Genomic DNA, 12748 nt, shown 5'->3' with positions numbered 1-12748 from the left:
CCCTACCTGTCTTTCGACGAGGACCAACCCATGACCCATTCCGCCGCCATTCTCGGAGCCTCCGGATATACGGGGGCCGAGCTTGTCCGACTGATCGCTACCCATCCGGGGATCGAGATCGCGGCACTGTCGGGCGACCGCAAGGCTGGCATGGCGATGGGCGAGGTGTTCCCGCATCTGGGGCATCTGGAGCTGCCGAAGCTCTGCACCATCGACGAGATCGATTTCTCGGCCATCGACATCGCCTTTTGTGCGCTGCCGCATGCGATGAGCCAGGCGGTGATCGCGGATCTGCCCAAGGATCTGAAGATCGTCGACCTCTCGGCCGATTTCCGTCTCAGGAACGACGGCGAATACGAAAAGTGGTACGGCAAGCCGCATGCCGCGAAAGAGCTACAGGCCGAGGCCGTCTACGGCCTGACCGAGTTCTACCGCGAAGAGATCCGCGCGGCGCGGCTCGTCGCCGGGACGGGGTGCAACGCCGCCACCGTGCAATTCGCGCTGCGGCCGCTGATCGAGAAGGGGCTGATCGATCTCGACGACATCGTCTGCGATCTGAAGAACGGCGTCTCGGGCGCGGGCCGCTCGCTCAAGGAGAACATGCTCTTCGCGGAGCGCTCCGAGGACGTGCTCGCTTATTCGGCTGGCGGCACGCATCGGCATCTGGGCGAATTCGACCAGGAGTTCTCCCAGATCGCCGGGCGCGATGTGCGCATCCTCTTCACCCCGCATCTGGTCCCCGTCAATCGCGGCATCCTCGCCTCGTGCTACGTGAAGGGCGACCCGCAGGCCGTCCACGAGGCGCTGCGGTCGCGCTATGCCAACGAGCCGTTCCTTCGGGTGCTGCCCTTCGGCAAGCTGCCGGGGATGAGCCATGTGCAGGGTTCGAACTTCTGCCATCTGGGCGTGGCGGGCGACCGCGTGTCGGGCCGCACTCTGGTGGTCTCGACCCTCGACAATCTGTGCAAGGGGTCTTCGGGTCAGGCGTTGCAGAACGCCAACCTGATGCTGGGCCTGCCCGAAACGGAGGGGCTGATGCTGGCCCCGGTCTTTCCCTGATGCGCGGGCTCAAGAAAACCCGGAGGATCCAGGTCCTCATCCTCGCGGCGGTGGCGCTGGCGCTGGCCACCGGCATCATCGGCTACGCGATGCGCGACGGGATCAGCTTCTTCCGTTCGCCGGCACAGCTTCTGGCCGAGCCGCCCTCGCCGAACGAGGTGTTCCGCCTCGGCGGTCTGGTCGAGGAGGGCACGCTTTCGCGCGGTCAGGGCGAGACGGTGACCTTCTCGGTGACCGATGGCGCGGCCTCGGTGCCGGTCGCCTATACCGGCATTCTGCCGGACCTGTTCGAAGAGGGGCAGGGCATGGTCGGGCAGGGCCGCTGGAACGGCGAGCGCTTCGAGGCGATCGAGATCCTCGCCAAGCATGACGAAAGCTACATGCCCAAGGAAGTGATCGACGCGCTGGAGGAGCAGGGCGTCTACAAGGCACCGAACGCCGCGTCGCCGTCGAATTAACGAAGCGGCGGCATTCTCCCATCCGGGGTCACGGAGGGGTGCGGAATGAAGAGCGTGGAACAGATCGCGGCGGAGATCGTCGCGCGGGAAGGCGGCTATGTCGACGACCCGGACGATCCGGGTGGGGCCACGAATTACGGCGTCACCATTGGTACGCTGCGCAGGCTCGGCCGCGATCTCGATGGCGACGGCGTGGTCACCAAGGCCGATCTGAAGCGGCTCACCGCCGGGCAGGCGGCCGACATCTTCGTCGAGCATTACTTCAGGCGACCGCGCATCGACGCGCTGCCCGAGAGCCTGCACGCTTCGGTCTTCGACATGTATGTCAATTCGGGCGCCAACGCGGTGAAGATCCTGCAGCGTCTGCTGGTGGCGATGCGTATCCCCGTCGCCATCGACGGTATCATCGGCCCGCAGACCATCGCCGCCGCGGCCCAGGCGCAGGCGGCCGCGCCCGACCATCTCGCCGATGCCTATGGCATCGCCCGGCGCAACTACTACTACGCGCTGGCGGATCGTCGCCCGGCGAGCCGCAAGTTCGCGCGCCGCCGCGACGGCGGCAAGGGCGGCTGGATTCGCCGCGCCGAGGAGTTCATCTCGCCGCGCTATCACCTGAGCGAGGCGCAGCATCGCGAAAGGGTGGCGGCATGGGGCTGATCGGTGGATTGCTGACGACGCTGTTCGGTGCGCGCCGCAACGTCGTGGTCGAGACGGTCGAGGCGTTTCGCGAGAACGCCGAGGCCGGGGCCGGGCGCGCCTCGGACCACCGCGCGGCGGTGCTGGCGCAGTTCGCCGCCGAGATGGCGCGCGAGCGGCGCGGTGGCTGGGACCGCTTCATCGACGGGCTGAACCGGCTGCCGCGCCCGGCCATGGCCTTCGGCACGCTGGGCCTGATCGGGGCCGCCATGGCCGACCCGGTCTGGTTCATGGCGCGGATGGAGGGGCTGGCGCTGGTGCCCGAGCCGCTGTGGTGGCTGATGGGGGCGATCGTCAGCTTCTATTTCGGGGCTCGGATGCAGGCGCATGGCCAGAGCTTCGAGCGCGGGATGGTCGAGGCGTTCGCGCGGATGCGCGCCCACCGGCCCGACCCGATCCCGGGGCCCGCGCCCGCGCCGGCAGCCTTGCCTTCGCCGCGCGCGACCGGGCCTGAAGCCCCTTGGGCGCCGAACGCGGCGCTCGACGACTGGCGGCGCACGCAGCCGTGACCGGCCTTCCCGCGGGGGAGCGACGATCCGTCCCGCCCCCGAGATAGCGTCCGAAGGGCGGATCGGGTAGAACCGAAGCATGCTGATCGAACTCGGACATTTCGCCCTGATTCTGGCCTTTGCCACCGCCATCGTGCAGATGGTGGTGCCCCTGGTCGGCGCGCAGAAGGGCTGGCGCGGCTGGATGGGCGTGGCCGAGCCCGCCGCCACCGCGCAATTCGCGCTTACCGCCTTCGCCTTCGGGGCGCTGACAGTGGCCTTCGTCACCTCGGATTTCTCGGTGGCCCTCGTGGTCGCCAACTCGCACTCCTTGAAGCCGATGATCTACAAGATCAGCGGCGTCTGGGGCAATCACGAGGGGTCGCTGCTGTTGTGGCTGCTGATCCTGTCGGGTTTCGGCGCCTGCGCGGCGTGGTTCGGCGGCAACCTGCCCGAGGCGCTGCGCGCCCGGGTGCTGGCGGTGCAGGCCTCGATCGGCGTCGCCTTCGGGGCCTTCCTGCTGTTCACCTCGAACCCGTTCCTGCGGATGGCGGTCCCGCCCTTCGACGGGCAGGATCTGAACCCGCTGCTGCAGGACCCCGGCCTCGCCTTCCACCCGCCGTTTCTCTATCTCGGCTATGTCGGCCTCTCGATGTCCTTCAGCTTCGCCGTCGCGGCGCTGATCGAGGGGCGGGTCGACGCCGCATGGGCGCGCTGGGTCCGGCCCTGGACGCTCGCGGCATGGCTGTTTTTGACCATCGGCATCGCGCTGGGCTCGTGGTGGGCCTATTACGAGCTGGGCTGGGGCGGCTTCTGGTTCTGGGACCCGGTCGAGAACGCCTCCTTCATGCCGTGGCTCTTTGCCGCCGCGCTGCTGCACTCGGCCATCGTCACCGAGAAGCGCGAGGCGCTGAAAAGCTGGACCGTGCTGCTCGCGATCCTCGCCTTCAGCTTCTCGCTCCTGGGCACCTTCATTGTCCGTTCGGGCGTGCTGACGAGCGTGCACGCCTTCGCCAACGACCCCGAGCGCGGCGTCTTCATCCTGATGATCCTCGGCGTCTTCACCGGCGGCGCACTTACTCTCTATGCGGCGCGGGCGCATGCGATGGAGGCCAAGGGCGTGTTCGGGCTGGTGAGCCGCGAGAGCGCGCTGGTGGCCAACAACGTGCTGCTCGCGGTGGCGGCGATGGTGGTCTTCGTCGGCACGCTCTGGCCGCTGATCGCCGAGATGGCGTTCGGGCGCGTGCTCTCGGTCGGACCGCCATTCTTCGACGCGGCCTTCACGCCGTTCTTCGTGGCGCTGGCGCTGCTGCTGCCGCCCGGCACGTTGTTCGCGTGGAAGCGCGCGCAGGGCGCGCGCGTGCTGCGGCAGCTCTGGCCCGCGCTGACGCTGGCGGGTGCGCTGCTGCTGCTGGGCTATGCGCTGGGCTCGGGGCGCTCGGCGCTGGGGCCGCTCGGTCTGGCGCTGGGCGGCTGGGTGGTCGGCGGCGCAGGCGTCGATCTCTGGGCCCGCTCGGGTCGCGGTTCGGTCGCCGCACGGTTCCACCGCCTGCGCCGCCTGCCGCGCGCCGATTGGGGCCGCGGGCTGGCGCATGCGGGTCTGGGCGTCACCATCATCGGCATCGCCGGGCTTCTGGCGTGGGAGCGCGAGGATATCCGCGTCGCCCAGATCGGCGAAAACTGGAGCCTGGGGCGCTACGAGATCACGCTCGACGCGGTGCGCGAGGCCGAGGGGCCGAACTATCTCACCACCATCGGCGAGATGACGGTGCGCGCGGATGGGCGCGAGGTCGCGACCCTGCTGCCCGAAAAGCGGTTCTACCCGGTGGCGGGAATGCCCACCACCGAGGCCGGCATCGATGGCGGGATCTGGCGCGACCTCTATCTCGTGATCGGCGATCCGCAGGATGGCGGCGGCTGGGCCGTGCGCAGCCATATCAAGCCGATGGCGGCCTGGATCTGGGGCGGCGCGATCCTGATGGCGCTGGGCGGGGTGGTCTCGCTCACCGACCGGCGGATGCGGGTGGCGGCGGGGGCGCGGCGCGCGCCCGTGGCCACGGTGGCGGCGGAATGAAACGGCTCGCGCTCATCCTCGCGCTGGTCGCAGCGCCCGCCTTCGCGGTCGAGCCCGACGAGGTGCTCGACGACCCGGCGCTTGAGGCGCGCGCCCGTGAGATCAGCGCCGGGCTGCGCTGCCCGGTCTGCCGCAACGAGAGCATCGACGAGAGCAATGCCGGCGTCAGCCGCGACCTGCGGCTGATGGTGCGCGAGCGGCTGGTCGCGGGCGACAGCGACGCCGAGGTGGTGCGCGCCGTGGTCGATCGCTACGGCGAGTTCGTGCTGCTCAAACCCGATGCCAGCGGCGCCAACCTCGTGCTCTGGCTCGCCGCGCCGGGGCTCCTGCTGTTGGCGGGCGGCGTCGCCTTCGTCTCGATCCGCCGCCGCGCCTCGGGGCCGGAGGACCGGCTGAGCGAGGAGGAGGAGACGCGGCTCAGGGACATCCTGAAGCCCTGACGCGCGGTTGCCCCTTTATCGCGTCGCGCGCGACTGTAGGCTCGCCCGCAACAAGGGGAGAGCTTGCATGGACTACCAGACGATCAGCCTCGCGATCGATGACGGCGTGGCGCTGCTAACGCTCGACCGGCCGGCGGTGATGAACGCGCTCAACACGCAGATGCGCGCCGAGATCACCCATGCGCTGCGCCATCTCGACGAGAGCGCGCGGGTGCTGGTGATGACCGGGGCGGGCCGGGCCTTCTGCTCGGGTCAGGATTTGGGTGACACCGGCAACGCCAATGCCACCGATCTCGAGCGGGTGCTGCGCGACGAATACGTGCCGATGCTGCTGGCGTTGCGCGACCTGCGGGTGCCGAGCATCGCGGCGGTGAACGGTGCTGCGGCCGGGGCCGGGGCCAATCTGGCGCTGGCCTGCGACGTGGCGATCGCCTCCGAGGCGGCGCATTTCACCCAGGCCTTCACCCGGATCGGCCTGATCCCCGATGCGGGCGGCACCTGGACCCTGCCGCGGCAGGTCGGGACCGCGCGCGCGATGGGGGCGATGCTCTTCGCGGACCGGATTCCGGCGCGGCAGGCGGCGGATTGGGGGATGATCTACGAGGCGGCGCCGGAGGTCGATTTCGAGGAGCGCTGGCGCGCCCGCGCGGCGCAGCTGGCGCAGGGGCCGACCGAGGCCTACCGACAGCTGCGCGAGGCGATGCGCTCCAGCCCCGAGGCGAGCTTTGAGGAACAGCTCGCGATCGAGGCGCGCCATCAGGGCGCCTGCGGCCGCAGCCGCGACTTCAAGGAAGGGGTCGTGGCCTTCGTCGAGAAACGGGCGCCCCGCTTCGAAGGGCGCTGAAGGCTCAGGCGGCGCTGCCCAGCTGCTGCGCGCGCGGCGACATCATCGGCATGATCTCGTCGAGCAGCCCGCCGAAGACCGAGCCGTCGGTCGAGGTCGTCTTGCGGGTCGGCGCCGCCGGACGCGCCGGCAGCCGGCCCTCGATCACGAAGCCCGCGCAGGCGGCGTGGTTCGCCGCCGTCGGCACCAGCTGCAGCGAGAAGGCGCGGCCCGCCAGGTCGTCGAGCGTGATGCACAGCCGGTCATGCGCCAGATGCGCGGCAGCGCTGCGCGGCGCGGGGCCGTTCTGCCGCTGGGCCCGGCCGAAATTGGCACCGCAATCATGGCCGCGCCCGGTGTCGCCTGCGGCGCGGACCCGACCGGCCGAGAAGTGCTGGCCGCGCAGCTTGTCGCCGGTCAGGCTGAGCCCGCCCAGGAGGTCGTGATCGGCGAAGTCGAACACCAGCGTGCCCAGACCCAGCCCATGACCGTCCTCGTCCTGCATCTTCAGGTCGATCGTGATGCCGCCATCGGCCGTCTCGTGCAGCGCGATGCGAACCCGGACGTCCTGGCCGAATGTGGCATGGGTGCTCTCGGGGGGGGCGGTGAACTGCATCGCGATATGGGCCGACATGGGAGTATCCTTTCGCTCGATCCTGAAAATTAGAACTCGTTGAAGTGAACGCATTCTGTATCGCAACGGATTGCGGCATTGGGGTGGCAAGGCCCCCGGCGCCGGGAATTTTGCCCTTTTTTTCCAATGACTTATCCCTTCGGATAGGCGCCCAACGTATAGGGGCCCTATCCGAAAGAGTCTGCATATCCGGTTTCCTCAGGAAACGGATATCTCTTTCGAAGGGGTTATTTTGGGAGGCTTGCTCGAAAGTATAGGCGGGGATCGGGACAATTCCGTAGCGCCACGAGGATTGGTTCCGGCGTCGAAATGGCGGCGACGAGCGGACCGAAGCGCCGCCGAAACATGGCGGAATCATGGCGCGCGTCTCGCATCCGAAACGAAAACGGGCCCGGCGATTCCGCCGGGCCCGTCCATCGAGGCATCCTAGAGCTGTGTATCAGCGCTGTTCGATATCCACGTAGTCGCGCTGCGCGGCGCCGAGATAGAGCTGGCGCGGGCGGCCGATCTTGAGCTGCGGATCGGCGAGTTGCTCCTTCCACTGCGAGACCCAGCCGACGGTGCGCGCCAGCGCGAAGATCGGCGTGAACATCGAGGTCGGGAAGCCCATCGCGTCGAGGATGATCCCCGAGTAGAAATCGACGTTCGGGTAGAGCTTCTTCTCGGCGAAGTAGGGATCCTCCAGCGCCACGCGCTCGAGCTCCTTGGCGACCTGCAGCGTCGGGTTGTTCTCGATGCCCAGGAGCTCCAGCACCTCGTCGGCGCTTTCCTTCATCACCTTCGCGCGCGGGTCGAAGTTCTTGTAGACCCGGTGGCCGAAGCCCATCAGGCGGAACGGATCGTTCTTGTCCTTGGCGCGCTCGATGAACTCGGGGATCCGGTCCGGGGTGCCGATCTCGCGCAGCATCTCGAGGCAGGCCTGGTTGGCGCCGCCATGGGCGGGGCCCCAGAGGCAGGCGATGCCGGCGGCGATGCAGGCGAACGGGTTGGCGCCCGACGACGAGGCGAGGCGCACGGTCGAGGTCGAGGCGTTCTGCTCGTGATCGGCATGCAGCGTGAAGATCCGGTCCATCGCGCGGGCGAGGATCGGGTTCACCTCGTATTCCTCGGCCGGGACCGAGAAGCACATGCGCAGGAAGTTCGAGGCGTAGTCGAGATCGTTGCGCGGATACACGAAGGGCTGGCCGATCGAGTACTTGTAGGCCATCGCCGCGATGGTCGGCATCTTGGCGATCAGGCGGATCGAGGCGACCTCGCGCTGGTGCTCGTCATTGATGTCGGTGCTGTCGTGGTAGAAGGCCGACATCGCGCCGACCACGCCGACCATGGTGGCCATCGGATGCGCGTCGCGGCGGAAGCCGCGGAAGAAGTTGTGCATCTGCTCGTGGATCATCGTGTGACGCGTCACCAGCGTCTCGAACTCCTCGAGCTGCGCGGCCGAGGGCAGCTCGCCATAGAGCAGCAGGTAGCAGACCTCGAGATAGTGCGATTCCTTCGCCAGCTGCCCGATCGGGTAGCCGCGATGCAGCAGCACGCCCGCCTCGCCATCGATATAGGTGATGGTCGAGTCGCAGGACGCGGTCGAGGTGAAGCCCGGATCGTAGGTGAAGACGCCCGCCTGCGCATAGAGCTTGCGGATGTCGATGACCTCGGGCCCTTCGGTGGGGGCGTACATCGCCAGATCGTAGCTTTCGCCGTCGATTGTCAGCTTGGCGGTCTTTGTGGTTTCGGCCATTCAGGTCCCCTTCATGTTCCCGCCGCCGCCAGGGCGGCGCGCGACTCTGATCTCTCGATGCCGCGCTGCAACATAGCACCGGCCCTATGGCGGGCCAGTCTCTCAGGCCGCCGCATCCCCGATCCGTGCGACGGTTTCGTCGCGGCCGAGCACAAGCATCATGTCGAATACGCTGGGGCTGACCATGCGCCCCGCCAGCGCCGCGCGAAGCGGCCCTGCCACCTTACCCAAGCCCAGACCATGCGTCTCGGCCAAAGCTGTCACGACCCCCTCCAGCGCGTCACGCTCCCAGCTAGCAGTTTGCAGCTGCGGCGTCAATTCTGCCAGTATACCACGGGATACATCGTCGAGCGCCTTGGCCGATTTCTCATCCGGCTGGATCGGCCGCTCCGTCAGAACGAAGTGAGCTTTTTCAATGAGTTCCGGGAAGATCTTGGCCCGGTCCTTCAGATACGGCATGGCACGCAAAATGCCGTCCCGCTGGAATTCCGTGAGGGGAAGCTGCCCGGTCGCGGCAAGGAAGGCCTCCAATTCATGCAGCAGTGCGGCATCGTCGGCGACGGCGATGTGCTGGCGGCACAGGTTCTCGAGCTTCTTGGTGTCGAAGCGGGCCGGCGACTTGCCGATGCCCTTCAGGTCGAACCACTCGCGCGCCTCGGCATCCGAGAAGAACTCGGCGTCGCCATGGCTCCATCCGAGACGGGTGAGGTAGTTGCGCATCCCCGCTGCCGGGTAGCCCATCTGCTGGTATTCGGCGGCGCCGGTTGCGCCGTGCCGCTTCGACAGCTTCTTGCCGTCGGGGCCGAAGATCAGCGGCACATGCGCGAAGACCGGCAGGTCCCAGCCCATGGCGCGGTAGATCATCGCCTGTCGGTGCGCGTTGGTCATGTGGTCGTCGCCACGGATCACGTGGGTCACGCCCATGTCGTGATCATCGACCACCACGGCCAGCATGTAGACCGGCGAGCCGTCCGAGCGCAGCAGCACCATGTCGTCGAGCTGGTCGTTGCCGATGGTGATCTCGCCCTGCACCTCGTCGCGGATCGTGCTCGTGCCCTCGCGCGGGGCCTTGATCCGGATCACGAAGGGCGCATCGGGATGCTCGGCCTCCGGCACGTCTCGCCAGGGCGAGCGGAACAGCGTCGAGCCGCCCTCGGCGCGGGCCTGTTCGCGGAACGCCTCGATCTCCTCCTGGGTGGAGAAGCACTTGTAGGCCGTGCCTTCGGCCAGCATCCGGCGCGCCACCTCGGCGTGGCGCTCGGCGCCCTCGGCCTGGCTGATCGGCTCGCCGTCCCAGTCGAGACCGAGCCAGCGCAGCCCGTCAAGGATCGCCTGGGTGTTCTCGGCCGTGGAGCGGGCGCGGTCGGTATCCTCGATCCGCAGCAGGAACCTGCCGCCGCGACCGCGGGCATAGAGCCAGTTGAACAGCGCCGTGCGGGCGCCGCCGATATGCAGCGCGCCGGTGGGCGAGGGGGCGAAGCGGGTGACGACCGGGGTCTGGGACATGTCGGGGATTCTTAACCTTTCGCTAAGCATACGGCGCGCAGCCTTGTTGCATGGGGGATACTCAGGTCGGGGCACGGAAACAAGCATGGCCCAAGCGGGCGGCCCCGATCCCGCTGGCCGGCTTCGAAGGAGTGTTGGCGCGGCAGCGCGGCCATCTCGCCTGCTGGGCGCCGGTCTGCCTCGGCCTCGGCATCGGCATCTGGTTCGGGCTGGCCGAGGAGCCGGGGGCGGGCTTCTACGGTGCCGTGGCCGGGACCGTCGGCCTGTGCGTGGCGGCATGGGGCTTGCTGCGGCGCTCCATGTTCCGGTTTCTGGCGACGGCCGGTCTCTTGGTCTGCGGCGGTCTGCTGCTGGCCGGCGCCCGGGCGCACGGCCTGTCCGCGCCGGTGCTCGGCTTTCGCTATTACGGGCCGATCGAGGGGCGGATCGTCGATATCGACCGTTCGCAGAGCGATCGGCTGCGGATCACGCTCGACCGGGTGCGACTCGACGACGTCAGGCGGCGACCCGCGCGGGTGCGGCTGTCGCTGCATGGCGAAATCGACACGCCGCTGGCGCCGGGGGTGCGGGTGATGACCACCGGGCATCTGTCGCCGCCGCCGGGACCTGCCGAGCCGGGCGGCTTCGATTTCCGGCGCCATGCCTGGTTCGCACGGCTCGGCGCGGTGGGTTACAGCCGCGTGCCGCTGCTTCTCGCCTCCGAGGCGGGGGCCGAGGGCGCGTGGCTGGCGCGGCTGCGGGTCCGGCTCAGCGCCGCGATGCGGGCGCGCGTCGCGGGCGAGGCGGGGGGATTTGCCGCCGCGGTGACGACCGGTGACCGCTCCGGGCTGGGGCGTGACGCGAACGACGCCATGCGCGAGGCCAATCTCTATCACCTCGTCTCGATCTCGGGGATGCACATGGCGATGCTGGCGGGCTTCGTGTTCTGGCTGGTGCGCGCGGCAATCGCCGCAGTGCCGCCCTTGGCGCTGCGGCTCGACGCGCGCAAGATCGCCGCCGCCGCGGCGCTGCCCGCCTCGGCCTTCTATCTCGCGCTTGCCGGGCGCGACGTGGCGACCGAACGGGCCTTCGTGATGGTGGCGGTGAGCCTCGGGGCGGTGCTGCTCGACCGGCGGGCGCTGAACCTGCGGGGCTTGGCGATCGCGGCCCTGATCGTGCTGGGGCTCAGGCCCGAGACGTTGCTCAACCCCGGCTTCCAGATGTCGTTCGCCGCCGTGCTGGCGCTGGTCGCGGTGATGGGACGTCTGCCGCCGGGCTGGCACCGGCCGCGCGGGCTGGCGCGGTTGTGGATGCCGGTGGCGCTGCTGTCGCTGACCTCTCTCGTCGCCGGGTCGGCGACCGCCCCCTTCGCGGCGGCGCATTTCAACCGCGTGGCGCATTACGGGTTGCTGGCCAACCTGCTCGCTGTGCCGGCCATGGGCGGGCTGGTGATGCCCGGCGCGGTGATCCTCGCGGTGACCGGCCCGCTCGGCCTCGACCAACCAGCGACATGGATGATCGATTACGGGTCGCGCTGGATCCTGTTCGTGTCTGAGCGCATCGCCGCGCTCGATGGCGCCAGTTCGGCGGTGATCGCGCCGCCCGGCGCGGTGGTGCCGCTGGTGGCCTTGGGCGGGCTGTGGCTGGTGCTGTGGCAGGGGCAGGGTCGGGTGGCGGCGCTGCTGCCGCTGGTGCTGGCGGCGGGGCTCTGGGCGCGGGCCGAGCGGCCGGACCTGCTGGTGAGCGACAGCGGCGCGCTCCTGGGCCTGATGACGCCCGAGGGTCGGGCCCTGTCGAAGCCCACCGGCGATGGTTTCGCCGCATCCGCCTGGCTCGAGAATGACGGCGACGGGCGCGATCAGCAGGCGGCGCATGACCCGGCGGTCCTGCCCCGGATCGACAGGGTGCTGCGTCTCGATCTGGGGGACACGCGGATCGTCCAGGTCACGGGAAAGACCGCGCTGGCCGCGCTGCGGGGCTGCGATGGCGCGGACATCCTGATCGCCAACCAGCGTGACGCGGAGCCGCGTCCCTGCCTGCGCTACGACGCAAGGCGGCTACGCGACACGGGCGCGCTCGCGATCCGGGATGATCCCGACGGCCTGCGGATAGAGACGGTGGCCGAGCGCGCCGGCCGCCGTCTCTGGACGAGGGCTCAGTAGCTACGGATCAGCCCGACGAGGCGGCCCTGCACGCGGACCTGATCGTCGCTGTAGATCCGGGTCTCATAGGCCGGGTTCGCCGCTTCGAGCGCGATCCGCTTGCCGTTGCGGCGGAACCGCTTGAGCGTGGCCTCCTGCTCCTCGATCAGCGCGACGACGATGTCGCCATTGTCGGCGGTGCCGGTCTCGCGGATCACCACGACGTCGCCATCGTTGATCCCGGCCTGGATCATCGAGTCGCCGCGCACTTCGAGCGCGTAGTGGCTGCCCTGGCCGAGCATCGAGCCGGGCACCGCGATCTCGTGGCTGATCTCGCTGATCGCCGAGATCGGCACACCGGCGGCGATGCGGCCCATCACCGGCAGGTTCATCGCCAGCGCCGCGATCTCGGGCGGCATGTCGGAGGGCTTGGGATCGGCCTCCGGCGCCGCGCCCTCGGCGGCGAGACGCGCTTCCATCGCCTCGGGCAGCTTGAGGATCTCGAGCGCCCGGGCCCGGTGCGCGAGGCGGCGGATGAAGCCACGCTCCTCGAGCGCGGTGATCAGCCGGTGAATGCCGGATTTCGACCGCAGGTCGAGCGCGTCCTTCATCTCGTCGAAGGAGGGCGGAACGCCGTCGGCCTTGATCCGCCGGTGGATGAATTCCAGCAGGTCGGATTGTTTGCGGGTCAGCATGGTTGCCCCTTTATGCGCGC

Annotated in this window: 12 protein-coding genes; 8 read left to right on the top strand and 4 right to left on the bottom strand. The window is 69.1% G+C overall.

Going from position 1 to position 12748, the window contains the following annotated elements; genetic code table 11:
- Nucleotides 1–30 precede the first annotated feature (30 nt).
- The 7 genes from argC to O4G76_RS03090 all read left to right on the top strand — a co-directional run bounded on the left by argC (nucleotide 31) and on the right by O4G76_RS03090 (nucleotide 6059).
- Nucleotides 31–1059 carry an N-acetyl-gamma-glutamyl-phosphate reductase gene (gene argC, locus O4G76_RS03120; protein ID WP_269395948.1) on the top strand — a complete coding sequence of 343 codons (1029 nt, stop codon included), beginning with the start codon at nucleotides 31–33 and terminating at the stop codon, nucleotides 1057–1059.
- Nucleotides 1059–1517, top strand: a complete 459-nt coding sequence (ccmE, locus tag O4G76_RS03115; RefSeq protein WP_269395947.1) for a cytochrome c maturation protein CcmE — start codon at nucleotides 1059–1061, stop codon at nucleotides 1515–1517. The genes argC and ccmE overlap by 1 nt, the downstream gene beginning before the upstream one ends.
- A 45-nt stretch (nucleotides 1518–1562) precedes the next feature.
- Nucleotides 1563–2174 (top strand): holin-associated N-acetylmuramidase, encoded by a 612-nt coding sequence (locus tag O4G76_RS03110; protein ID WP_269395946.1) that lies wholly within the window; start codon nucleotides 1563–1565, stop codon nucleotides 2172–2174.
- Nucleotides 2165–2722: a holin family protein gene (locus O4G76_RS03105; protein WP_269395945.1), complete on the top strand. Its 558-nt coding sequence runs from the start codon at nucleotides 2165–2167 to the stop codon at nucleotides 2720–2722. Before O4G76_RS03110 ends, O4G76_RS03105 begins: the two co-directional genes overlap by 10 nt.
- A 79-nt stretch (nucleotides 2723–2801) precedes the next feature.
- Nucleotides 2802–4775: a heme lyase CcmF/NrfE family subunit gene (locus O4G76_RS03100; protein WP_269395944.1), complete on the top strand. Its 1974-nt coding sequence runs from the start codon at nucleotides 2802–2804 to the stop codon at nucleotides 4773–4775.
- Nucleotides 4772–5215, top strand: a complete 444-nt coding sequence (locus O4G76_RS03095) for a cytochrome c-type biogenesis protein (RefSeq protein ID WP_269395943.1) — start codon at nucleotides 4772–4774, stop codon at nucleotides 5213–5215. The genes O4G76_RS03100 and O4G76_RS03095 overlap by 4 nt, the downstream gene beginning before the upstream one ends.
- A gap of 67 nt (nucleotides 5216–5282) precedes the next feature.
- Nucleotides 5283–6059 carry an enoyl-CoA hydratase-related protein gene (locus tag O4G76_RS03090; protein ID WP_269395942.1) on the top strand — a complete coding sequence of 259 codons (777 nt, stop codon included), beginning with the start codon at nucleotides 5283–5285 and terminating at the stop codon, nucleotides 6057–6059.
- A 4-nt stretch (nucleotides 6060–6063) separates the two neighbouring features.
- Here the strand turns inward: O4G76_RS03090 and O4G76_RS03085 are convergent, their stop codons facing one another.
- From O4G76_RS03085 to gltX, 3 genes are all read right to left on the bottom strand, one after another.
- On the bottom strand, nucleotides 6064–6672 hold the full coding sequence (locus tag O4G76_RS03085; protein ID WP_269395941.1) for a hypothetical protein: 609 nt from the start codon (nucleotides 6670–6672) through the stop codon (nucleotides 6064–6066).
- A 439-nt stretch (nucleotides 6673–7111) separates the two neighbouring features.
- Nucleotides 7112–8407, bottom strand: a complete 1296-nt coding sequence (locus O4G76_RS03080) for a citrate synthase (RefSeq protein ID WP_085895760.1) — start codon at nucleotides 8405–8407, stop codon at nucleotides 7112–7114.
- Between the two features lie 102 nt (nucleotides 8408–8509).
- On the bottom strand, nucleotides 8510–9913 hold the full coding sequence (gltX, locus tag O4G76_RS03075) for a glutamate--tRNA ligase (RefSeq protein WP_269395940.1): 1404 nt from the start codon (nucleotides 9911–9913) through the stop codon (nucleotides 8510–8512).
- A gap of 50 nt (nucleotides 9914–9963) precedes the next feature.
- Here gltX and O4G76_RS03070 point away from each other — a divergent pair, with 50 nt between their 5' ends.
- The gene (locus O4G76_RS03070) at nucleotides 9964–12054 is read left to right on the top strand and encodes a ComEC/Rec2 family competence protein (RefSeq protein WP_269395939.1); all 2091 of its coding nucleotides are present in this window, start codon (nucleotides 9964–9966) and stop codon (nucleotides 12052–12054) included.
- Here the strand turns inward: O4G76_RS03070 and lexA are convergent.
- Complete coding sequence (lexA, locus tag O4G76_RS03065; RefSeq protein WP_269395938.1) at nucleotides 12048–12728, bottom strand: transcriptional repressor LexA; 681 nt, start codon at nucleotides 12726–12728, stop codon at nucleotides 12048–12050. The genes O4G76_RS03070 and lexA overlap by 7 nt on opposite strands.
- Nucleotides 12729–12748: the final 20 nt, after the last annotated feature.

The organism is Limimaricola sp. G21655-S1 (assembly GCF_027213785.1).
GTDB lineage: Bacteria > Pseudomonadota > Alphaproteobacteria > Rhodobacterales > Rhodobacteraceae > Limimaricola.
The sequence above is the reverse complement of the archived record's forward strand: the minus strand, read 5'-3'. Positions and strand labels throughout refer to the sequence as shown.